Here is a 21,945-nt window from a genome sequence, read left to right on the forward strand (position 1 = left end):
TGAAAGAATATAAAAAACTTGTTGACTTTAAAAGTTAAATAAGTTATAATGATTCTTGTCTTAAATGAATACAGTCTGGTAATGATGGCAGAGAGGTCACACCCGTTCCCATACCGAACACGGAAGTTAAGCTCTCTAGCGCCGATGGTAGTTGGGACCTTGTCCCTGTGAGAGTAGGACGTTGCCAGGCAAATGGAGGATTAGCTCAGCTGGGAGAGCACCTGCCTTACAAGCAGGGGGTCGGCGGTTCGATCCCGTCATCCTCCACCATTTAGCCGACTTAGCTCAATTGGTAGAGCAACTGACTTGTAATCAGTAGGTTGGGGGTTCAAGTCCTCTAGTCGGCACCAGTTTTTATTGCAAGAGCCATTAGCTCAGTTGGTAGAGCATCTGACTTTTAATCAGAGGGTCGAAGGTTCGAATCCTTCATGGCTCACCATTTTAATGAAATATGCGGGTGTGGCGGAATTGGCAGACGCACTAGACTTAGGATCTAGCGCCTTTGGCGTGGGGGTTCGACTCCCTTCACCCGCACTTTTAATAAAATAACTCAAACATGTCTTGCGGAAGTAGTTCAGTGGTAGAATACAACCTTGCCAAGGTTGGGGTCGCGGGTTCGAATCCCGTCTTCCGCTCCAATTTTCAATATGACATGCCGGGGTGGCGGAACAGGCAGACGCACAGGACTTAAAATCCTGCGGTGGGTGACCACCGTGCGGGTTCGACCCCCGCCCTCGGCACCATATGCGCCCGTAGCTCAATTGGATAGAGCGTTTGACTACGGATCAAGAGGTTAGGGGTTCGACTCCTCTCGGGCGCGCTTTTATTAACGGGAAGTGGCTCAGCTTGGTAGAGCACCTGGTTTGGGACCAGGGGGTCGCAGGTTCAAATCCTGTCTTCCCGATTTTCCAAAAACATGGGGCCTTAGCTCAGCTGGGAGAGCGCCTGCCTTGCACGCAGGAGGTCAGCGGTTCGATCCCGCTAGGCTCCACTTATTTTAATATATTTTTATGGCGGTGTAGCTCAGCTGGCTAGAGCGTACGGTTCATACCCGTGAGGTCGGGGGTTCGATCCCCTCCGCCGCTACCATAAAGGACCTTTAGCTCAGCTGGTTAGAGCAGACGGCTCATAACCGTCCGGTCGTAGGTTCGAGTCCTACAAGGTCCACCACTAAAGCTTTATATCTCGGAGGTATACCCAAGTTCGGCTGAAGGGATCGGTCTTGAAAACCGACAGGCGGCGAGAGTCGCGCGGGGGTTCGAATCCCTCTACCTCCTCCATTTTTTCTAAATTAAATATTTTATCATCGCGGGGTGGAGCAGCACGGTAGCTCGTCGGGCTCATAACCCGAAGGTCGCAGGTTCAAATCCTGTCCCCGCAACCAAATGGTCCCGTGGTGTAGTGGTTAACATGCCTGCCTGTCACGCAGGAGATCGCCGGTTCGACCCCGGTCGGGACCGCCATTTTTTTACATAAAGGCTCGGTAGCTCAGTCGGTAGAGCAGAGGACTGAAAATCCTCGTGTCGGCGGTTCGATTCCGTCCCGAGCCACCATTTTGAAGTCGCAAGCCGACTTAGCTCAACTGGTAGAGCAACTGACTTGTAATCAGTAGGTTGGGGGTTCAAGTCCTCTAGTCGGCACCACTTTCAAAATGAGCCATTAGCTCAGTTGGTAGAGCATCTGACTTTTAATCAGAGGGTCGAAGGTTCGAATCCTTCATGGCTCACCATTTACAATTTAATGCGGGTGTAGTTTAGTGGTAAAACAAGAGCCTTCCAAGCTCTGGTCGAGAGTTCGATTCTCTTCACCCGCTTTTCAATTATGGGCCTATAGCTCAGCTGGTTAGAGCGCACGCCTGATAAGCGTGAGGTCGATGGTTCGAGTCCATTTAGGCCCACCATAATTATTCCGCAGTAGCTCAGTGGTAGAGCTATCGGCTGTTAACCGATCGGTCGTAGGTTCGAGTCCTACCTGCGGAGCCATATTATAGAGAAGTACCCAAGTGGCTCAAGGGGCTCCCCTGCTAAGGGAGTAGATCGCGAACGCGGTGCGAGGGTTCGAATCCCTTCTTCTCTGCCAGAATTGGCCCGTTGGTCAAGTGGTTAAGACACCGCCCTTTCACGGCGGTAACACGGGTTCGAATCCCGTACGGGTCATACTAAAAGAGATAGCATAATCTGCTATCTCTTTTTTGTTGTGTAAAAGCGGACTTTGGATAGTCTGCTTTTTTATGCAATAGAAGAAATATGAAGTATTCGCTGTTGCAGTGGGGTACATAGAGAGCCGTAAATACAATCATGTTGTTTATTTGGACCTGTATGAATATGAAGGAACTATCTATCTAACAAATGATACTCAAGTTGAACTTTTACCCCAGCTGTATGGCTGTAGCCTCCTACACTTGGAGAAACCGATGAAAATACATCCGGGAGCTACTGTGGAAAATAAATAATATATAGAAGAAGCTGTCTCTCAATAGGGGTGATCTACTGGAGACAGCTTTTTTTATGTTGTCATTATTGTCGAGTTTTGTCGGTAAGTCGATATTCCTTGTCGAATCGTTGATATATTTTGAGTTACGGTAGATATATTCTAAAAATCGTTGATATATGAAAATAATCGCCGATATAATTTCACTTACCGACAAAAACGTAAGAAAATCCCTTTCACAATCTAAAGAAAACGCCTCCATTGAAATGGATTCCACACCTATTCCATCAACTTTACACTCTATGTGAAAAAGTTCACAAATAGGTCATAATTTGTGAACTTTTTCACAATAATACGTGCTACAATATGAATGTAAAGAAGTTAAACAACATTAAATTAGTATTTTAATTAATTACTTAAACAATCATAAAAAAATATATGTGAACAATAGAGAGGGGAAATTACCATGAAAAAAGGTATCAATCGTGTAGTATTAGTAGGAACAGGAGCTGTAGGTTGTAGTTACGCTTACTCAATGATCAACCAAGGTGTAGCTGAAGAATTCGTATTAGTAGATGTTAATGAAGCAAAAGCAGAAGGGGAAGCAATGGACTTAAGCCATGCGGTACCATTCTCTCCATCACCAACAAAAGTTTGGAGCGGTAGCTATGCAGATTGTAAAGATGCAGATCTAGTTGTTATCACTGCTGGATTACCACAAAAGCCAGGTGAAACTCGTTTAGATTTAGTTGAGAAAAACACAAAAATCTTTAAACAAATCGTTCGCGGTATTATGGATAGCGGATTCGATGGAATCTTCTTAATCGCAACTAACCCAGTTGATATTTTAACTTACGTAACTTGGAAAGAATCTGGTTTACCAAAAGAGCGCGTAATCGGTTCTGGTACTACTTTAGACTCTGCTCGTTTCCGTTACATGTTAGGTGACTACTTAGATGTAGATCCACGTAACGTTCATGCTTACATCGTTGGTGAACACGGTGACACTGAACTTCCAGTATGGAGCCACGCTACTATCGGTGTACAAAAACTAGAAACAATCTTAGCTAACAATGAACAGTACAAACAAGAAGACTTAGACAAAATCTTCGAAAACGTACGTGATGCAGCTTACCATATCATCGAGCGTAAAGGTGCAACTTACTACGGAATCGGTATGTCATTACTTCGTGTAACTAAAGCAATCTTAAGCAACGAGAACAGTGTATTAACTGTATCTGCATACCTTGAAGGACAATACGGTGAGAAAGATGCTTTCGTAGGTGTTCCAGCTGTTATTAACCGCGACGGTGTACGTGAAATCGTAGAACTTGAGTTAAATGAAGAAGAAAAAGCGAAATTTGCTCATTCTGTAAAAGTATTAAAAGAAACAATGGCACCAGTACTATAATAATTGCTAAATAATTCAGAGGCGGAAAACTGCTTCCTACCTCTGAGTTTTTATATAATTTAATATAAATTCCTTTTCCGGTTTCCCTTGTATATCCCCAATATACCCCTTTTGCTGGATTAGGGTCGTTTATAGAAAAGAGCACTCTACTTTATATAGAGTGCTCTTTATTATTATTTTTTAGGTGTTAATCCTAATTTCTTTAAAATATCTGCCAGTGTACCGCTTTTTGATTTTTCAACAGGTATTTGTGATTTAGATGCATCTGGACCTTTTTTCAAGAAGTTCTTTTCAACGAAACGAATATCTTTTTCATCGACAATGCCATCTTTGTTAAGGTCGCCGTCTTTCACAGATAGTCCTTTTTTACCATAGTTGCTAGCGATAATTTCAGCATCTTTTATATCAATTACTTTATCACCATTTACATCGCCAGCAAGATTTTCATCAGGTCGTGCATAATAATATTGACCAAGCAGCTTACCATCTTTTTCAGTACCTAGTTTTGTAGTTAGTCGGCTTGTTAAATGTCCTGGAACCTCCACGTATAAGTTATAATCACGTGTATTAACAGGAAGTCCATTCAATTTGAAGTAACCGTATTTATCAAGTGAGCCTTCAAACTTATGACGGTAAGAATCCGTTGCATATACTTTTACACCAAGCTTTGTATAATCGAATTTCTCATCTAAATATCCACGTTCATTTAAGAATGCACCAGGTTTAATATTTCCTTCTACTTTTGAGTTTAAAGACATAACTGAGAATGTTTGATCTTGAAGTACACGCATTCTGTTTGGCTCTGATTCACCTTGTTTCCAGTAAACGAACACTGGTAAATCTAATTGAGCATTTGCTTCATAAAACTCATCATTTTCTACCTTGAAAGTTACATCAATGAACGGGAAGTCACCATCTAATCCGGCGAAGTTTTTATCATCGATAGCTCCGCCTACTGTAACAGAACCTTCTTCTAGTTTCGGTTCATTCACTTTTGCGGTTACCCCTTTTTCAGAAAGGAGTTTTTCAAAAGCAGGATTCAATTTCGCATTTGCAAATTTGAAGTTCTTCTCTAGGAATTTTACGTTAAATTCTCCAGATACAAATTGTTTCACATGTTTGGCGTTTAGTGTCACAGTGAACTCATCATCTTTATATAATTCTTTTTTATCATAACTAGCTTTCGCATATTGAGCACCTTGCGGAATAAACCAATAGTTATTTACACCGCTTGGATAGTCAGGACCTGCAGTTGCATAATCGAAAATATATACGCCTGTGTTCATTGGACCTTCAGTTTTAAAGGAATCAGGTGTAATACCAACTTTAAAGTCACCATTTTCAGTAATAGGTAAAAACTTGTGCAAGTATGGAGAATAGTCATAGTACATAACGCCGTTCGCTTCTTGCGTAATGTTTAATCCTTTTCCTCTTAAGTAGTCAACGTTAGAATCATATACATTTCCTTTAATCCATAGTGCTTTTTTACCGTCTTCTACTGTATAGTTTTCTTCATTTAATTCATAAATACCAGGCTGTAATCCAGTTAATTTCACTTCTGGTGGTGTATTATCAATTACGACGTAATCGCCTTTCACACGTGCCTTCCCGGCTTTATCGTAGCCAACAAATTCAATTGTGTAATCTCCTTCAGGGAAGTCGATTTTCTCATCACCAATTGGTTTTGCCGGATCATTTGTGAAAGGATACACTTTTCCGTTAAAGAATGAATCTAAGTAGTAGTACACATCCGTTTGTAGTCCACTCGTGTTTAACGTTCCAAGGAAACCGAGAGCTTTATTTGTTTTCGAATCTTTCACGATAAGATCTAACGTTTCAAGTTCGCTATTTAATTGGAACGCCCCGTGAACATATGATTCACGGTATGGATTGAATGTAGATGTATCAGTTGAGATTGTTTTTCTTGATAATAGTGCATTTTCAATACCAGGCTCTGACACACGAATAGAGAACGGAATTTGATACGTTTCTTCTTTATTTTTCGTGTTTGTAATATGAATATATCCTTCATATCGACCTTGCTTTGCACCAGCAGGAATATTAATTTTTGCTTCAATTTCATCTGATTTACCAGCATCAATCGTAATTGTTTCAGAAGTAGAAATTTTTACACCGTTTGCGGTAGCGTCGTTAATGGCAGAAGAAGCTGGTGTATAAGAAATTTCTGTTTTAAATTCTTTCTTCTCTTGTTTATTGCGGTTTTCAATTTTAATTTTTCGTTTTTGTTCAATTGATTCCCCGTCTTTTTGATAGTATTTACCGAATGCAATGGATCCAGTTTCTTCTGGTACTTCAATCACTTCATCATTGACAATTGTTTTTGTCGTATCTAACACTTTAAAACTGGTTTCTGTGTGAACAGAGTTATAAGCATCTACTCGTCCAGCTCCAACTTCATATACAGAATACTTCTCTTTTAAATCGTCAGCTGTGTTCATAAGAGACGCTTTTACATCGAATGGAGAGTATTCTGGGTGTTCTTGCAAAATAAGAGCAGCAACGCCAGCGATATGAGGAGATGCCATGGATGTTCCTTGCATACGTTCATAGGAAACATCGTAGTTTTCACCTTCTTGCGGGTCGTTAATATATTCAGGTACTGTTGAAAGTACCGCAACACCAGGCGCTGTAATATCAGGTTTAATATCATCATTTGATGTAACAGGGCCGCGTGAGCTAAAGTCTGCAAGATGATCGCCTTCTGTTTGAATGTAATTGATTTCATCGAAAGTTAAGGATGTTTTACCTTGTTCAATTTGAGCTTTTAGTTTTTCGCCATCTTCTTTCGTTAGGCGGAATGCTGGAATGTATTTTGTACTTTCGCCAATATAGTAAGGAATTTCTCCATCCACATTGTTATAAATAATAACTGCTTTTGCACCAGCTTGTTTCGCATTTGCGATTTTTTCATCAAATGAGATTGTACCACGTGCAACGAGAGCGATTTTTCCTTTTACATCCTTTTTACTAAACTCGTCAGGAGTACCGATTCCTACAGATTCAATAGGGAGAGATTGTCCTTTGAAATCCTCTATTTTATCAGTGAAGTTTTTGCCGAATAAAATTAGGTTAGGGAATTGTAATTGTCCAGCATGACCTGATAGTTTCGTTAATGAAATAGAGCTATCACTTGCTCCAACTGTAATAGCAAATGGAGAAGCGCCTGGTGATCCGAGTGTCGCTGGATTTGGGCCAGAGTTCCCGGCAGCAACGACTGTAACAACGCCCGAAAGCATTGCGTTATTGACAGCGATAGACGTTGGATCAAGCGGGTTGTTGCTATCGTCACCTAACGATAAGTTAATGACGTTCATACCGTCAGAAATAGATTTATCGATTGCAGCAATAATACCAGAACTATCGCCGCTTCCATAAGGACCGAGTACACGATAGTTATACAGTTCAATGTCAGGTGCAACACCTTTTACTGCGGAATCTGATTTGTTTTTCTTTTGGGCAGAAACGATACCTGCTACGTGAGTACCATGCGCAGTATAGAAGGAAGAACCACGATCATCAAATTCAGGAGCGCCAGATTGTTGCCACTCTGTATAAGTTGTTTCCATCGGATCTGCATCGTTATTAATAAAGTCCCAACCTTTTACGGAGTTTGGGTCTACCTTACTAGAATCTTCACCCGGTTTTGCGCGATAGCCTTTATACACGTCTTTTAAGTCAGGGTGATTGTAATCAATACCTGTATCTAATACACCAACTTTAATTCCTTTTCCAGTAATGCCCTCGCTATGTAACTTATCTACCCCAATTTGCGGAATGCTATCTGTTAGTTTTTGAGGTGCTTTCTGCTCCGCTTGTTTTGGTAAATTTAATTTCACTTCGTAATCTTTCCAAATACGTTTTACAACGCCAATTCGTAACAATTCTTCCACTGTATTTGCAGGTAATGTCAGCGCAACGCCATTTATAGCGTGCTTATAAGAACGTTTAATTTGTACAGACTGGAAATTCCCTGATTTTACTGATGGGCTAAATTGATAAAGACGTTTGAGTCCTTTTTGGAATTCCTCATGTTCTTGATCAATACGTGCCTTTATATTTTCAGGAGCAGCTTGTAACCCTTTTTCTTTTTGTTTTAATTCATTAATCTTTACTGGAGCAGTTTGAAATTCTACAATGATATTTACTGGTTCAGGACTACTCGTATTAATGTCTGGTGAAATAGTAAAACCAGGATTGGCATCTAACGTTTGTAATGCCTGGCGCTGTTCTTTAGAAAGTTTTGATAGTAAAGACTGGGCGTTGGAAGAGTCAATTTGGTTAATAGGATTTTCAGCAAGTACATTGAATGGAAGGGCAGTTGAAAATAGAACGCCAGCCGTTACAATTCCGGTAACAAAACGATTTTTCTTTTTCATATATAGGCCTCCGATAATTTATATTTTAAAAATTATTTCTCCACACCTGGTGTTTGCTCTGCATGGAATGTCCAGTTTAGCTGCAGGGAATCACCCTGGAATTTATTTTGATCTTGGTCGTTATCTTCAAAGGAGAAGAGAACGTGTAAATAATCTGTGTCACCAGACTTAATACCGTCTATTAAGTTATGACGTTCTAGAGAAGTAGCTACATCCTCAGGTTTCATAGTTTTTAATTCTGATAGTTTTGTTTCCCACAAAATTTCATGATCATCGTTTGGGTTAGATGGCTTTCCATCATTCACTAAAAATTTGACGATGATGTGATCACCTAAATCTTCACCATCATTATTTTGCTTTGCATCTGTAACCTCATAGGATGTTTCAAGTGCTACTTTTGCAATATCTAATGTTCCTTTGTTTTCAAGCTTGAAATTTCTTTCAATCAAATCACCTGGTTTTAAATCTTTCACATTAACAATTACGCTTGGGTTAATAGAAAGATCTAGTGTACCAGCTTGAAATGAGTTACTAGATGTTTCAGAATCACTGAAATAGGCGAATACACCGCCGAATGTAAGGGATAAGCCAAGTGAAGCTGTGACAACTCCCATTCCAACTTTTTGTTTTAATGACATAAGAAAGCCCCCTAATTTAATTTTTTATCGAACTTTCGCCTGGAGCATGGATAGAGTAAACATAGTGTTTCAGTATGAATTATAGTTGCGAAGGTTCGTCGTTCTTTATTGAGAACAAGTATATGCTTATGAATTTTCCATTTCAATAAAATTGTGACAAAAAATGTTGAGAAACATTTTTTTATGACAGATTATTTTGTTACGATTTTAAGTGATAAATAGCGGGTAAAATAGGATAACTCTAATGAAATAAAGGTTGAGAAATAAATAATAGGATGAAAGACTAGTAGGTAATAAAGCGTTTACAATGAATATTCGTCAAAATTCGATATTTTACACAGTAAATTTGAATATTTTAAGCGAAATTAAAGAAAAAAACGAATGTTTTTTTAAAAATAACAAGGATATTTCAGTTTTTCGCAGAATTGGTAAAGTATAAAAAATTCTGTCATCTTAGTGAGGTGAACATATTGGATGTAATAAATTGTGAAGAAGTGAAACGAGATGAGTTTCATACAGAAAAGTACTATGACAGTTATAACATCTTTGGGGCACATATTGTGACGGAAGATGGGATGCGAGGTGTACGATTCACAGTATGGGCTCCTCATGCGAAAGCAATGAGTGTTGTTGGAGATTTTAATGAATGGGATTATGAGCAACATAAGATGCTACAAGTGACAGAAGAGGGGATTTGGTCCTTGTTTGTACCGCATATTGAAGAGAATGAGATATATAAGTATGCGATTGAAACGATGGATGGTGACGTTATTTTAAAAGCAGATCCTTACGCAGTATATGCAGAAGTAAGACCAAATACGGCATCTGTAGTTTTTGATATAGAGGGATATGAATGGAATGATAAAAACTGGATTCGTAAGAGAAAGAAAAAATCGATTTATAAAGAAGCGATGACAGTTTATGAATTACATTTCGGTTCTTGGAAAAAGAAAGAAGATGGCGCTCTGTATTCTTATAGAGAAATGGCCGAGGAGCTCATTCCGTATGTGGTGGAACATCAATTTACACATATTGAAATTATGCCGCTTGTTGAGCATCCATATGATCGTTCTTGGGGATATCAAGGGACGGGGTATTATGCAGCGACAAGTAGATTCGGCACGCCACATGATTTGATGTATTTTGTCGATGAATGTCATAAATATGGAATCGGTGTCATTTTAGATTGGGTGCCGGGGCATTTTTGTAAAGATGCTCACGGTTTATATTTGTTTGATGGGACACCGACTTATGAATATAAAGATATAGATGTACAAGAAAACCTAGTATGGGGAACTGTTAATTTTGATTTAGGGAAGAGGGAAGTACGTAATTTCTTAATTTCAAATGCGTTATTTTGGATGAAGTATTTCCATATTGATGGTTTCAGGGTGGATGCAGTTGCGAATATGCTGTACTGGAATAAAGAAGGACAAGAACAAAGTAATGAGCACGCTGTTTCATTTTTACGAGAATTAAATGAAGCGGTGTTTGCAGAAGATGAAGATTTTCTTATGACAGCAGAAGATTCAACAGCTTGGCCACTTGTAACAGCTCCAACGTATGAAGGTGGGCTTGGGTTCAATTACAAATGGAATATGGGCTGGATGAATGATGTGCTGAAATATATGGAGTGTGCGCCTGAGTATAGGAAGTATATTCATGAGAAAATGACGTTCTCTTTAATATATGCTTACTCTGAAAATTTCATATTACCGCTTTCTCATGATGAAGTCGTTCATGGGAAGAAGTCGTTATTAAATAAAATGCCAGGAGATTACTGGGATAAGTTTGCTCAACTTCGTTTATTATATGGATATTTCTTTACTCATCCAGGGAAGAAATTGCTCTTTATGGGTGGAGAATTCGGGCAGTTTGATGAGTGGAAAGACCTTGAAGATTTAGATTGGAATTTACATGATTTTGAAATGCATCGTTATATGCATGATTACTTTAAAGAGCTCATAGCATTGTATAAGCGCTCCAAACCACTTTGGCAGCTTGATCATTCACCTGAAGGATTTCAGTGGATAGATGCTAATAATCATGAGCAAAGTATTTTCTCGTTTATCCGCCAAGGGGATAAACAAGAAGATGCGTTAGTTGTCGTATGTAATTTTACGAAAGCTACATATGAAAACTATAAAGTAGGTTTGCCAGATTTCGAGTATTATAACGAGATTTTAAACAGTGACGCTGAGCAATATGGCGGATCGGGGCAAGTGAATAAGAAACGTCTCAAGACGATTCAAGAACCGTATCATAATCAAGCGGCACATGTAGAAATTACAATTCCACCATTTGGCGTATCCATATTACGACCAGTGAAGACGAGAAAGGGGAGCAAAAAACAAGATGGCTCAAAAGCAAAAGTGCGTAGCAATGTTACTAGCAGGGGGAAAAGGTAGTCGATTAAGTGCATTAACAAAAAATTTAGCCAAGCCAGCTGTTCCATTTGGTGGTAAATATCGCATTATTGACTTTACGCTAAGTAACTGTGCGAATTCTGGTATTGAAACGGTTGGGATTTTGACGCAATATCAACCACTCGAACTTCATAATTATATCGGAATCGGCAATGCTTGGGATTTAGACCGAGTAAGCGGTGGAGTCACAGTGTTACCTCCTTATGCGGAGTCTTCAGGTGTGAAGTGGTACACAGGTACAGCAAGTGCCATTTATCAAAACTTAAACTATTTAAGTCAATATGAACCAGAGTATGTTCTGATTTTATCAGGCGATCATATTTATAAAATGGATTACAGTAAAATGCTAGATTACCATATTGAGAAAGAAGCGGACGTTTCGATTTCTGTTATTGAAGTGCCGTGGGATGAAGCGAGTCGCTTCGGTATTATGAATACGAACGAAGAGATGGAGATTGTTGAATTTGAAGAGAAACCGCAATTTCCAAGAAGTAATCTTGCATCAATGGGAATTTATATTTTTAACTGGGCAATTTTGAAAGAGTATTTAGAGATGGATGCAAGAAATCCTGAATCTAGTAATGATTTCGGAAAAGATGTACTTCCGCTTTTATTAGATGAAGGGAAAAAGCTGATGGCGTATCCGTTTGAAGGATATTGGAAAGATGTTGGAACGGTGAAAAGCTTATGGGAAGCGAATATGGATTTACTTCGCGATGAAACATCGCTGAATTTAAACGATCGTAATTGGCGTATTTATTCTGTGAATCCAAATGAGCCACCTCAATATATTGCAGAAAAGGCAAAAGTAGAAGAATCACTTATTAACGAAGGATGCGTCATTGAAGGGGACGTGAAGCATTCTGTATTATTCCAAGGGGTGACGGTGGAAGAAGGTAGTATGGTTATTGATTCTGTCGTTATGCCAGGAGCGAAGATTGGTAAAAATGTTGTGATTGAAAGAGCGATTGTTGGATCGGAAATGGTTATTGAAGATGGAACAATTATTCGTCCAGAAAAAAATGTCGACGATGTAGTACTCATTGCTGAAGGGAAATAGAAAAGGGGGATGAAATGAATGGGAGAAAAAATGTTAGGAATTATTAATGCAACGGGAAGTTTTCCTTCCTTAAAGAAAGTAACAGGGCATCGTTCATTAGCGGCGTTACCATTTGGGGGCCGTTATCGACTCATTGATTTCATGCTTTCAAATATGGTGAATTCTAATATTCATAGTGTAGCGGTTTTTACAAGTCATAAAAACCGTTCACTAATGGACCATGTTGGTTCAGGAAAACAGTGGGATTTAGATAGAAAAAGAGACGGACTGTTTTTATTCCCGCCAAATTGCCAATGTGACCAAGATGAATTTGGGTCTTTTGCACATTTTAGAAGACATATTGATTATTTTTTAAGAGCTAGAGAAGAATACGTTGTTATTACGAATAGCCATCTCGTAACAGCATTAAATTTTCAAGCGGTGTTAGAGCGACATATACATACGGCAGCTGATATTACTGAAGTTTGCCATGAAGGGGTTTCGCTTCAAACATACGTGTTAAAGAAACAATTATTGTTAGATTTATTTGAGACATATAAAGATGTGGAGCAATACAGTTTATTTGATGTAGTGAGAGAAAAGCGCGGAAAATCACTGCATATTGCTACGTATGAGCATACAGGATATGTAGCTATTATTGATTCGATTGAAAGTTACTATAAACATAGCTTAGAAATTTTGCAACCTGCTATTTGGAAGCAATTATTTAAGAAAGAAGCACCGATCTTTACGAAAGTAAAAGATGAACCACCAACTCGTTACCTGAAGGGTGCAGCCGTGAAAAATACAATGATTGCAAACGGCAGTATTATTGAAGGAGAAGTAGAAAATAGTGTTATCTCCCGTTCTGTTAAAATTGGAAAAGGTTCAATTGTTCGTAATAGCATTATTATGCAAAAGAGCAAAATTGGAGATAACTGTATAATAGACGGTGTTATTATTGATAAAGACGTGAAAATTGGTGACGGTGTAGTACTAAAAGGAAACGCCGATGAGCCATATGTTGTAGAAAAAGGAAGCATTCAAAACAGTACGATTAATAGTTATTCTTAAAAGAATCAGTGGGGGTTTTTCCTCCACTGATTAAAGCATTCATTCAAATGAAAACTCGAAGGGAGGAAGCTGCAAGGGAAGTCGTATAAGCTTTTCGTGCAGTGGGACAACAAGTGAATATTTTATTTGCAGTATCAGAATGTGTACCATTTGTTAAATCGGGAGGATTAGCTGATGTAGCAGGTGCACTCCCAAAAGAGCTAAAAAAATTAGGCGTGGACGTTCGCATTATACTTCCAAATTATAGTCTTATTCCGCAAAAATTAAGGGATGGATGTACGTTACATAAAGTAATTAACGTCCCGCTTGGGTGGAGAAATCAATATTGCGGAATTTTAAAAGGTGAGCAAGACGGGATTACGTATTACTTAATAGATAATGAATATTATTTTAAGAGAGATTCTCTATATGGTCATTATGATGACGGAGAGCGTTTTTCTTATTTTTCGAAAGCAGTTTTAGAGTGTATTCCGCATCTTGATTTCGAAGTGGATGTTCTTCATAGCCACGATTGGCATACAGCTATGGTGAATTTCTTACTGCGTGAAAAGTATCAAGATAATCCATTATATGAGCATATTAAAACGGTGTATACGATTCATAACTTGCAGTTCCAAGGTGTATTTCCTCCTGAAGTGATGTACGACTTGTTAGAACTTGGTGACGAATATTTTCATAGTGAGCAGCTAGAGTTTTATGGAAATGTGAACTTTATGAAGGGCGGAATTATCGCTTCTGATCAAATTACAGCGGTTAGCCCGACATACAAAGAGGAAATTCAATATGAGTTTTTCGGTGAGAAGTTAGATGGGTTGTTACGAAAAAATAATGGTAAGCTTAGCGGCATCGTAAATGGAATTGATACGAGCGTATATAATCCAGAAACGGATTCGTATATTACTGCTCAGTATGATGCAGAGTCATTAGAGGAAAAGAATGAAAATAAACGCGCCTTGCAGCGTTATTTTGGTTTGCCAGAAAAAGAAGATACACCAATTATTTCGATGGTAACGAGATTAACGAAGCAAAAAGGTCTTGATTTAGTACGTACTGTATTCCGCGAAATAATGGAGGAAGATGTGCAATGTATTATTTTAGGATCAGGTGATTCTGAATATGAACAATTCTTTGAGTGGATGGCATACGAGTATCCTGAGAAGGTAAAAGTGTATATCGGATTTAATGAAGAGCTAGCCCATCAAGTGTATGCGGGAAGTGATTTATTCTTAATGCCATCACTATTTGAACCGTGTGGACTTGGACAACTTATAGCATTAGCGTACGGTACAATTCCGATTGTAAGAGAGACAGGCGGATTAAATGATACTGTACAATCTTATGACGAAGAAACTGGAGAAGGAAATGGTTTCAGTTTCACGAACTTTAATGCGCATGACATGTTGCACACGGTTCTTCGTGCAATTGAATTTTATCATGATAAACCGGTATGGGAGCAGCTTGTAAAACAAGCGATGACTGAAGATTATAGCTGGGAGAAATCAGCTCTTGCCTATAAGAAATTGTATAAAAGTCTCATGGAATAACATGTAGGTGGTGAAGAAATGTTTACTCATGTTGAAAGTTTCAAATCAGCTTTTCTAGAAAAGTTAGAGACGATGTATGGTAAAAGTTTTAAAGACTCTACAGCTCGTGATCAATACAATACGCTTGGGTACATGGTACGTGAGTATATGAATAGTCAATGGATTGCAACGAACGAAAGTTATCGGTCTGGAGAGCAAAAGCAAATGTATTACTTATCCATTGAGTTTTTACTTGGGCGTTTGCTTGGAAGTAACATATTAAATTTAGGCATCAGGGATGTATGTGAGCAAGGACTTTCTGAGCTTGGGATTTCTTTACAACAGTTAGAAGAGGTGGAAGCAGATGCAGGTCTTGGAAATGGTGGACTTGGACGATTAGCAGCCTGTTTCCTTGATTCACTTGCATCTTTAAACTTACCAGGTCATGGCTGTGGAATTCGTTACAAACACGGTTTATTTGATCAAAAAATTGTTGATGGTTATCAAGTTGAATTTCCAGAGCAGTGGCTTCTTCATGAAAACGTATGGGAAGTAAGAAGGCATGATCAAGCTGTAGAAGTAAGTTATTTCGGCAATGTTGAACCGCTATACATTGACGGGCGTTTAGAGTTCAGGCATACGAATGCAGAAGTGATTATGGCAGTACCATATGACGTTCCAGTAGTAGGTTATGAGACGAGTACTGTAAATACACTCAGACTTTGGAATGCTGAACCAGTTCCTTTCCCGCAAAATTGCAAAGATATTTTGAAATATAAGCGTGAAACAGAGGCGGTATCGGAGTTTTTATATCCAGATGATACGCATGATGAGGGGAAAATACTTCGTTTGAAGCAACAGTATTTCCTCGTATCAGCAAGCTTGCAAAATATCGTTCGTATGCACAGAGAAAGATATGGTGACCTTCGTCAATTACATGAGAAAATTGCGATTCATATTAATGATACACATCCAGTTTTGGCGATTCCAGAACTAATGCGTATTTTATTAGATGAAGAAAAACTAGCATGGGAAGAAGCTTGGCATATAACATCGCAAACGATTTCTTATACGAATCATACGACGTTATCAGAAGCGCTTGAGAAGTGGCCAATTCACATTTTTAAACCGTTATTACCGAGAATTTATATGATTATTGAAGAGATTAATGAACGTTTCTGTCATGAACTTTGGGAACGTTATCCATATGAATGGCATCGTATTGAAGAGATGGCGATTATTGCGCATGATCTTGTGAAAATGGCTCATTTAGCAATTGTCGGTAGCCATAGCGTAAATGGTGTAGCAAAAATTCATACGGAAATTTTAAAGCAACGTGAAATGCGACTGTTTTATGAGTTTTATCCAGATAAGTTTAATAATAAAACGAATGGAATCGCTCATAGGCGTTGGTTAATGAAGGCGAATCCGCAGCTGACGAACCTTATTTCAGAGGCGATTGGAACAGAGTGGAAGAAAGAACCGATTAAGCTTCAAGCGCTGCAAACAGTTCAATACGATGCGAGTTTCCAAGAGAAATTTGCAGAGGTAAAACAAGAGCGCAAAGAGATTTTAGCGGAGCGTATTTATAATAAAATGGGGATTACAATTGATCCTAATTCTATTTTTGATGTGCAAGTAAAAAGACTACATGCTTACAAACGACAACTATTAAACGTTCTTCATATTTTATATTTGTATAACCGTTTGAAAGAGGATGCTAGTTTTACATTTTATCCGCGTACGTTTATCTTTGGAGCGAAAGCATCACCTGGCTATTACTATGCGAAAAAAATTATTAAATTAATCAATGAACTCGCAAGGAAAGTGAATAATGATCCGTATGTGAGTCAATATATGAAAGTTATCTTTCTAGAAAACTATCGAGTGTCTTTAGCGGAAGATATATTCCCAGCTGCGGATGTGAGTGAGCAAATTTCAACTGCGAGTAAAGAAGCATCAGGAACAGGGAATATGAAATTTATGATGAATGGTGCGATTACACTCGGAACGTTAGACGGAGCTAATGTTGAAATAAAAGACCGGGTCGGTGATGATAACTGTTTCATTTTTGGCTTAACAGCGGAAGAGGTTCTTCATTACTATCAAAATGGTGGATATCGTGCAAGTGATTATTATCACCACAATATGCATATTAAAAAAGTAGTAGATCAGTTAACGAATGGTTTCTTTGCACATTCGGGAGCTGAATTTGAAGCGATTTATGATTCTCTCGTAATTCAAAATGATGAATACTTCGTTCTGCGAGATTTTGGTCCATATGCGGAAAGGCAAGAAGCTATTGGTAGAGCGTATGAAAACCGAACGAAGTGGCTAGAAATGTCGATTTTAAATATTGCACAGTCTGGTCATTTTGCGAGTGATCGAACGATTTTACAGTATAGTAATGAGATTTGGAGTATTGGTAATGCGGTTACACAGTATTAAGTGAAAGTCCCTTTTGAAGGGACTTTTATTCATGGAGACAAAGTGTAAAAATGAATAATACGTATAGGGACGCTAAAGTGTATTCACTTTTAAAAGAGGAATATAATCACTTAAAAAACCGAGCTTAATCTCATTAAGCTCGGTTTTCTTTTTTTGCTTAAGAAAGAAATGGGATAGCGGTATATATGATACCTGTTCCACCATATTCTCCCGTCGCAAAGTATGAAAATGTAAAGAAACCTGTAAACGTAAAAATTACAATTAGAAAAAGTGCAAAGATAAATTTTAGCATGTAAGGTCCCCTCATCCAAAAATAACTTCATATATTATTATAGTATAAGGATATAGGGTTTCCAATCATTACCTGGTTAAAAATGAGAAGTCAGACATGTTTTGTATGTTGTCATGGCATGATTATTTGTAATAGATTTTGTGTTTTTTGTAAAAGTCATGTTGTGATGAACGTGTGCATATTCCCAGTCTTGGTCATTAAAATGGACATTGCGCGGAGGGAGAAGAGGAACGACATCAAATAGATTAACGAAGCGAAAGCTACTAGCTACTTGTAGTTTATAATAATTACGAAATGCAATATCGCCCACTTTGGGAGAGGCAAATGTATAAAGACCGTACTGTGCGAAGGCGGTGTTGATACGCGCATCGAGTATATGTAGTGTGGCGAGCGCGCCGCCTAAGCTATGACCTGTTGCAAGAAGTTTTTTATGGGCTGGTAGTGATACGAGCATATCCATAATAGAATCTCGGCAAGATTCATAAATGGAAAGAAAGCCGTTATGGACATTCCCGCTGTTTAAAGCATATGGGTATGGTTTTTGGTTAACGAGTGAATCGATAATCCAGTCTGTATCTGTTTGTGTCCCGCGAAAAGCTACAATAATCGTATCCTCAGATTCTAGTATGAATCCGAACCATTCTGTCGTTTGAATGGTTTTTCCTTGAAAGCCTTGTACATATTGAAAACCATCCGGTATTTCGAAAATCCCATTTTGTTTATATTGTTCATACGTTAACTCACAACAAGAAGCTAACAATATGGCAGTATCTTTATCGAAGGATAAAGGAGTACGCATTAAGGAAGCCCTCCTTAAGAAAAGGTATAGTTCAATATATGCAGTGAGGGACTTGATTCATTCTTTTGGATGGGGCAAATAGTTTGTATCGCGTATTTAAATTAGTGGATAAAATTATAGCGACTTATGGACGAATCATGCCAAAATAAAACAGCACCCCATAAGGGCACTGTTTACTCTTTTCCATCTAATAAACGTCCAAGTCCGCCTAAAACGCTGCCTTCACCGCTGTTTTGAGCTGCTGGGCTTGTAAGGCGTGCTGCTAAACGGCTAAGTGTTAAGGACTGAATCCAAACCGTTCCAGGACCTTCTAACGTTGCGAAGAATAAACCTTCGCCGCCAAATAGAGCTGTTTTTACTTTTCCAACGAACTCGATATCGTAGTTAACGTCTTTTGTCATGGCAACGAGACAACCTGTATCGATGCGAAGTCTTTCGCCAGGTTTTAATTCACGCTTATATACAGTTCCTCCTGCATGCATGAAAGCGAGTCCATCACCTTCAAGTTTCTGCATGATGAAACCTTCACCACCGAAGAAACCAGTTCCAATTTTTTTCGTAAACTCAATTCCGATAGAAACGCCCTTTGCTGCACAAAGAAACGCGTCTTTTTGACAAACGACTTTCCCTTGATATTGTGTTAAATCAACAGGGATGATTTTTCCTGGATAAGGAGCGGCGAATGATACGTGGCGCTTGCCATGACCTGTATTTGTAAAGACAGTCATAAACATACTTTCACCTGTAACAAGACGCTTACCAGCGCCCATTAATTTACCGAATAGACCACTAGATGGGCCAGAACCATCACCGAAAATGGTTTCCATTTCGATACGATCTTCCATCATCATCATTGCGCCAGCCTCTGCGATAACGCTTTCTTCTGGATCTAATTCAATTTCAACAAACTGCATATCATCGCCATATAACTTATACTCGATTTCATGTGCTTGCATTTTTTCACCTCATCATATGTAGTAATTATATTGTACAGAAATCAAAGGAATTAGAATACTGTAGATTTGTTAATTTTTGAATAAAAATAGAATGAAAATTTAAGGTTATACTAGGATTATAAAAAACGATGGATTGAAAGTGTTCTCATTTGACGTTTTTGACATAGCATGATATAGTGAAAGAACTATTGAGCTACATAATGTGGTACGGAAATAAAGCACGTTGTATTAAAGGCTGTAAGCTTGTTATACATTCATGTCCTTTATATCCACCTTTTCATGTGGATTCATAGTTTCATTTTTATTTAGGAGGTACATGACATGCAAACAGGTAAAGTTAAATGGTTTAACGGCGAAAAAGGTTTTGGCTTCATCGAAGTTGAAGGCGGAGAAGACGTATTCGTACATTTCTCAGCTATCCAAGGCGACGGCTTCAAAACTTTAGAAGAAGGTCAAGAAGTTTCTTTCGAAATCGTTGAAGGAAACCGCGGACCACAAGCAGCTAACGTTACAAAAAACTAATTAGCTAGCGATAAAAAGCATTCCGATTTTCGGAATGCTTTTTTTTATTCTTTGGAACTAGATTCATTTGAAGATAATTCGCCCTTAAAGGTACGCTCTTCAAAGTCATCAAGCATTTGTTCATATTCTTCATGCTCTTCCGTAGCGAAAACTTGCGGATTTTTTCCATACATATCTGTACCGATAAAGTTTTCGAAGTCCTCTACGTAGCCTACATTTTCCTCGCTATTTACGTACATGCCATTATAGTTTTTTGAATCCTGTCTTTCTAAATCGGACGGTGTTTCTGATGTCCCGTAATTTGCGACATCTTGCCATGCATCTTCAGCATCGTATTCTACAGAATGATCTTCGTCGTGCTTGTGAAAAGAAGGAGCCAACACCTCTTCTTCAACTGGTCGCGTGTTCATATTTAATTTATTTGTAGTGTGCTGAATACATGTTGTAGCGGTTGGCATTGCCTCTAATCTTTCAAACGGAATTTCTTCGCCAGATACTTCGCAAATTCCATACGTACCTGCTTCAATTTTTTGCAGGGCATGTTTTGTATCTTCTAGCTGCTTATGCCAAAATTCGATGAGCCCGAAATCTTTCTCACGTTCGTACAATTCTGTAGCCATATCACCTGGATGATTGTCATAGCTAGATAATTCTCCAATAGAATCGCGTTCAGAAGCACGATCTGTATTCTCATGAGTTTGTATTGTTTGTTCAACTTCTTGCTGTTGTTTTTCTAAAATAGATTTAAATTGATTTATTTGTTGTGGAGTTAACATAGTCGTCCACCTTCCTACAATTCAGTTTCTTTACATAGTATGAGCGTCGAGAGGAGGAATTATGAGCTGAAATTGGTATATGAAAAAAGAGCTGCATAAGCAGCTCCTTTTAGAGGAAATATCCAAGCAATAATCCGATTCCCATGAGGAGACCGAAGATTGTATTTGTTTTCGCTGTTGCAATCATCGCAGGTACCATTTCCATTGGAATGCTTTTACCAACAAAGCCTTTCGTCGCTTTAAATGCTTTCGGTGCACTTAAAAATACGATAAGCATCCACGGTGATACGATGTTCACGATAATTAGAGCGATTGTCCAAATATAAGAAACGATGAACATAGAAGCGAGTACACCAACGGCTCTTTCACGTCCAACGAGAATTGCTAACGTTTTACGACCGTTTTCTTTATCGCCATCTAAGTCACGAATGTTATTAGCTAGTAAAATGGCACCAATTAAAATGGAGCTTGGAATAGATAATAAAATGACTTCTGATGTTACAGTTCCAGTTTGAATAAAGAATGAAATCCCAATAATAATAACACCCATAAATAATCCGGCTGTTAACTCTCCAAATGGTGTATAGGCAATTGGAAGTGGGCCGCCTGTATAAAGGTAGGCAACGGCCATACAAACAAGACCGATTGCAGCAAGCCACCAGCTAGAATTCATACAAATATAAACACCTAATAGTATTGCGATCCCAAAAAATCCAAATGCTAAGTTAAGCACCGTTTTCGGCTGAATGCCATCGCGAACGATAGCGCCGCCGATACCAACTGATCCTTCGTGATCGAGTCCTCTTTTATAATCAAAGTATTCATTAAACATGTTTGTTGCTGCTTGAATGAGAAGACAAGCGAGAAGCATCATAAGAAAAAGAGGGAGATGTATTTGATTTATACCTCCGACCTGCATCGCATAGGCTGTTCCGATGAAAACAGGAACGAAAGCTGCTGTTAATGTATGGGGACGTAGTAAACTCCACCAAATGCGCCAGCCTGTTTGCTTACTTGGCTTTGGCGCCGTAGGAGAGGAATTCGTTTCGACGTTCATTTCCATGTTGAATCCTCCTTTGGTCACATATTGTACACAACTAAGTGTAGAAAAAGCATCATTTAGTGTCAACGTTTATTTTCTAGGAAGAGAAGGTGAATTTCTCAGAAATGCTAAACGTTGACAGGCCTTTCGTTTGAGGTGTATCTTAAAATCA

At 38.7% G+C, this 21,945-nt stretch carries 14 protein-coding genes, 22 tRNA genes, 1 rRNA gene and 1 pseudogene; 30 read left to right on the plus strand and 8 right to left on the minus strand.

Annotation, left to right across the window (positions count from 1 at the left end; translation table 11 throughout):
* Nucleotides 1-74 precede the first annotated feature (74 nt).
* From rrf to DN389_RS02735, 23 genes are all read left to right on the plus strand, one after another.
* A 5S ribosomal RNA gene (gene rrf, locus DN389_RS02625) occupies nucleotides 75-190 on the plus strand.
* A gap of 4 nt (nucleotides 191-194) precedes the next feature.
* Nucleotides 195-270: transfer RNA gene (locus tag DN389_RS02630), tRNA-Val, on the plus strand.
* Nucleotides 271-274: 4 nt separating this feature from the next.
* Nucleotides 275-350 (plus strand) — tRNA-Thr (locus tag DN389_RS02635).
* Between the two features lie 13 nt (nucleotides 351-363).
* Nucleotides 364-439: transfer RNA gene (locus tag DN389_RS02640), tRNA-Lys, on the plus strand.
* 14 nt (nucleotides 440-453) lie between these two features.
* Nucleotides 454-534, plus strand: a tRNA-Leu gene (locus DN389_RS02645).
* Nucleotides 535-563: 29 nt separating this feature from the next.
* Nucleotides 564-638, plus strand: a tRNA-Gly gene (locus DN389_RS02650).
* A 16-nt stretch (nucleotides 639-654) separates the two neighbouring features.
* Nucleotides 655-743 (plus strand) — tRNA-Leu (locus tag DN389_RS02655).
* Nucleotides 744-746: 3 nt separating this feature from the next.
* A tRNA-Arg gene (locus DN389_RS02660) sits at nucleotides 747-820 on the plus strand.
* A gap of 10 nt (nucleotides 821-830) precedes the next feature.
* Nucleotides 831-904 (plus strand) — tRNA-Pro (locus tag DN389_RS02665).
* Between the two features lie 14 nt (nucleotides 905-918).
* Nucleotides 919-991 (plus strand) — tRNA-Ala (locus tag DN389_RS02670).
* Between the two features lie 21 nt (nucleotides 992-1,012).
* Nucleotides 1,013-1,089: transfer RNA gene (locus DN389_RS02675), tRNA-Met, on the plus strand.
* A gap of 4 nt (nucleotides 1,090-1,093) precedes the next feature.
* A tRNA-Ile gene (locus DN389_RS02680) sits at nucleotides 1,094-1,170 on the plus strand.
* A 17-nt stretch (nucleotides 1,171-1,187) separates the two neighbouring features.
* Nucleotides 1,188-1,280, plus strand: a tRNA-Ser gene (locus DN389_RS02685).
* A 27-nt stretch (nucleotides 1,281-1,307) separates the two neighbouring features.
* Nucleotides 1,308-1,384: transfer RNA gene (locus tag DN389_RS02690), tRNA-Met, on the plus strand.
* Nucleotides 1,385-1,387: 3 nt separating this feature from the next.
* Nucleotides 1,388-1,463, plus strand: a tRNA-Asp gene (locus tag DN389_RS02695).
* A gap of 14 nt (nucleotides 1,464-1,477) precedes the next feature.
* Nucleotides 1,478-1,553: transfer RNA gene (locus tag DN389_RS02700), tRNA-Phe, on the plus strand.
* Between the two features lie 14 nt (nucleotides 1,554-1,567).
* A tRNA-Thr gene (locus DN389_RS02705) sits at nucleotides 1,568-1,643 on the plus strand.
* 10 nt (nucleotides 1,644-1,653) lie between these two features.
* Nucleotides 1,654-1,729, plus strand: a tRNA-Lys gene (locus tag DN389_RS02710).
* A gap of 13 nt (nucleotides 1,730-1,742) precedes the next feature.
* Nucleotides 1,743-1,813: transfer RNA gene (locus DN389_RS02715), tRNA-Gly, on the plus strand.
* A gap of 10 nt (nucleotides 1,814-1,823) precedes the next feature.
* Nucleotides 1,824-1,900, plus strand: a tRNA-Ile gene (locus tag DN389_RS02720).
* A gap of 7 nt (nucleotides 1,901-1,907) precedes the next feature.
* A tRNA-Asn gene (locus tag DN389_RS02725) sits at nucleotides 1,908-1,982 on the plus strand.
* A gap of 6 nt (nucleotides 1,983-1,988) precedes the next feature.
* Nucleotides 1,989-2,079 (plus strand) — tRNA-Ser (locus tag DN389_RS02730).
* A gap of 5 nt (nucleotides 2,080-2,084) precedes the next feature.
* Nucleotides 2,085-2,156, plus strand: a tRNA-Glu gene (locus DN389_RS02735).
* Nucleotides 2,157-2,267: 111 nt separating this feature from the next.
* On the opposite strand, the pseudogene DN389_RS02740 reads toward DN389_RS02735, so the two are convergent.
* Nucleotides 2,268-2,432 (minus strand): annotated as a pseudogene (locus DN389_RS02740) (IS4 family transposase); the annotation flags it as partial.
* Between the two features lie 464 nt (nucleotides 2,433-2,896).
* Between DN389_RS02740 and DN389_RS02750 the strand changes: the two are divergent.
* Nucleotides 2,897-3,841, plus strand: coding sequence for an L-lactate dehydrogenase (locus DN389_RS02750; protein ID WP_000715343.1), 945 nt, complete (start codon nucleotides 2,897-2,899; stop codon nucleotides 3,839-3,841).
* 173 nt (nucleotides 3,842-4,014) lie between these two features.
* Here DN389_RS02750 and DN389_RS02760 read toward each other — a convergent pair whose 3' ends face one another.
* Together DN389_RS02760 and DN389_RS02765 are read right to left on the minus strand one after the other, a co-directional pair.
* Entirely contained in the window at nucleotides 4,015-8,238 is a 4,224-nt protein-coding gene (locus tag DN389_RS02760) for a S8 family serine peptidase (protein ID WP_149236781.1), read from the minus strand.
* A 32-nt stretch (nucleotides 8,239-8,270) separates the two neighbouring features.
* Nucleotides 8,271-8,876 (minus strand): CalY family protein, encoded by a 606-nt coding sequence (locus DN389_RS02765; protein ID WP_088123627.1) that lies wholly within the window; start codon nucleotides 8,874-8,876, stop codon nucleotides 8,271-8,273.
* 470 nt (nucleotides 8,877-9,346) lie between these two features.
* On the opposite strand from DN389_RS02765, the gene glgB reads away from it, so the two are divergent.
* The 5 genes from glgB (at nucleotide 9,347) to glgP (ending at nucleotide 17,386) form a co-directional block, all read left to right on the plus strand.
* Complete coding sequence (gene glgB / locus DN389_RS02770; protein ID WP_060486611.1) at nucleotides 9,347-11,284, plus strand: 1,4-alpha-glucan branching protein GlgB; 1,938 nt, start codon at nucleotides 9,347-9,349, stop codon at nucleotides 11,282-11,284.
* Nucleotides 11,232-12,362, plus strand: a complete 1,131-nt coding sequence (gene glgC, locus DN389_RS02775) for a glucose-1-phosphate adenylyltransferase (RefSeq protein WP_000057613.1) — start codon at nucleotides 11,232-11,234, stop codon at nucleotides 12,360-12,362. Before glgB ends, glgC begins: the two co-directional genes overlap by 53 nt.
* Before the next feature lie 18 nt (nucleotides 12,363-12,380).
* A complete protein-coding gene (gene glgD / locus DN389_RS02780; RefSeq protein ID WP_000504142.1) occupies nucleotides 12,381-13,415 on the plus strand; it encodes a glucose-1-phosphate adenylyltransferase subunit GlgD in 1,035 nt (344 codons plus the stop codon).
* 113 nt (nucleotides 13,416-13,528) lie between these two features.
* A complete protein-coding gene (glgA, locus tag DN389_RS02785) occupies nucleotides 13,529-14,959 on the plus strand; it encodes a glycogen synthase GlgA (protein ID WP_002203738.1) in 1,431 nt (476 codons plus the stop codon).
* Between the two features lie 18 nt (nucleotides 14,960-14,977).
* Nucleotides 14,978-17,386, plus strand: coding sequence for a glycogen phosphorylase (gene glgP / locus DN389_RS02790; RefSeq protein ID WP_149236782.1), 2,409 nt, complete (start codon nucleotides 14,978-14,980; stop codon nucleotides 17,384-17,386).
* Between the two features lie 157 nt (nucleotides 17,387-17,543).
* Here glgP and DN389_RS28720 read toward each other — a convergent pair whose 3' ends face one another.
* From DN389_RS28720 to DN389_RS02805, 3 genes are all read right to left on the minus strand, one after another.
* Nucleotides 17,544-17,678, minus strand: a complete 135-nt coding sequence (locus DN389_RS28720) for a hypothetical protein (RefSeq protein ID WP_000911073.1) — start codon at nucleotides 17,676-17,678, stop codon at nucleotides 17,544-17,546.
* 76 nt (nucleotides 17,679-17,754) lie between these two features.
* Nucleotides 17,755-18,477: a lipase family protein gene (locus DN389_RS02800; RefSeq protein WP_001260119.1), complete on the minus strand. Its 723-nt coding sequence runs from the start codon at nucleotides 18,475-18,477 to the stop codon at nucleotides 17,755-17,757.
* Between the two features lie 173 nt (nucleotides 18,478-18,650).
* Nucleotides 18,651-19,433 carry a TIGR00266 family protein gene (locus DN389_RS02805; RefSeq protein ID WP_149236783.1) on the minus strand — a complete coding sequence of 261 codons (783 nt, stop codon included), beginning with the start codon at nucleotides 19,431-19,433 and terminating at the stop codon, nucleotides 18,651-18,653.
* Between the two features lie 321 nt (nucleotides 19,434-19,754).
* On the opposite strand from DN389_RS02805, the gene cspD reads away from it, so the two are divergent.
* Nucleotides 19,755-19,955, plus strand: a complete 201-nt coding sequence (gene cspD, locus DN389_RS02810) for a cold-shock protein CspD (protein ID WP_001193052.1) — start codon at nucleotides 19,755-19,757, stop codon at nucleotides 19,953-19,955.
* Nucleotides 19,956-19,999: 44 nt separating this feature from the next.
* Here the strand turns inward: cspD and DN389_RS02815 are convergent, their stop codons facing one another.
* A complete protein-coding gene (locus DN389_RS02815; protein WP_149236784.1) occupies nucleotides 20,000-20,731 on the minus strand; it encodes a yteA family sporulation protein in 732 nt (243 codons plus the stop codon).
* A gap of 109 nt (nucleotides 20,732-20,840) precedes the next feature.
* Nucleotides 20,841-21,794, minus strand: coding sequence for a 1,4-dihydroxy-2-naphthoate polyprenyltransferase (locus DN389_RS02820; protein ID WP_088082644.1), 954 nt, complete (start codon nucleotides 21,792-21,794; stop codon nucleotides 20,841-20,843).
* Between the last annotated feature and the right edge of the window lie 151 nt (nucleotides 21,795-21,945).

Source organism: Bacillus sp. AY3-1, from assembly GCF_008368785.1.
Lineage (GTDB): Bacteria > Bacillota > Bacilli > Bacillales > Bacillaceae_G > Bacillus_A > Bacillus_A wiedmannii.

What these genes read in the sequence shown, in the direction of transcription:
- DN389_RS02750 (WP_000715343.1), top strand. Translation starts at nt 2,897, where the DNA reads ATGAAAAAAGGTATCAATCGTGTAGTATTAGTAGGAACAGGAGCTGTA.
- DN389_RS02760 (WP_149236781.1), bottom strand. Translation starts at nt 8,238, where the DNA reads ATGAAAAAGAAAAATCGTTTTGTTACCGGAATTGTAACGGCTGGCGTT.
- DN389_RS02765 (WP_088123627.1), bottom strand. Translation starts at nt 8,876, where the DNA reads ATGTCATTAAAACAAAAAGTTGGAATGGGAGTTGTCACAGCTTCACTT.
- glgC (WP_000057613.1), top strand. Translation starts at nt 11,232, where the DNA reads ATGGCTCAAAAGCAAAAGTGCGTAGCAATGTTACTAGCAGGGGGAAAA.
- glgD (WP_000504142.1), top strand. Translation starts at nt 12,381, where the DNA reads ATGGGAGAAAAAATGTTAGGAATTATTAATGCAACGGGAAGTTTTCCT.
- glgP (WP_149236782.1), top strand. Translation starts at nt 14,978, where the DNA reads ATGTTTACTCATGTTGAAAGTTTCAAATCAGCTTTTCTAGAAAAGTTA.
- DN389_RS28720 (WP_000911073.1), bottom strand. Translation starts at nt 17,678, where the DNA reads ATGCTAAAATTTATCTTTGCACTTTTTCTAATTGTAATTTTTACGTTT.
- DN389_RS02800 (WP_001260119.1), bottom strand. Translation starts at nt 18,477, where the DNA reads ATGCGTACTCCTTTATCCTTCGATAAAGATACTGCCATATTGTTAGCT.
- DN389_RS02805 (WP_149236783.1), bottom strand. Translation starts at nt 19,433, where the DNA reads ATGCAAGCACATGAAATCGAGTATAAGTTATATGGCGATGATATGCAG.
- cspD (WP_001193052.1), top strand. Translation starts at nt 19,755, where the DNA reads ATGCAAACAGGTAAAGTTAAATGGTTTAACGGCGAAAAAGGTTTTGGC.
- DN389_RS02815 (WP_149236784.1), bottom strand. Translation starts at nt 20,731, where the DNA reads ATGTTAACTCCACAACAAATAAATCAATTTAAATCTATTTTAGAAAAA.
- DN389_RS02820 (WP_088082644.1), bottom strand. Translation starts at nt 21,794, where the DNA reads ATGGAAATGAACGTCGAAACGAATTCCTCTCCTACGGCGCCAAAGCCA.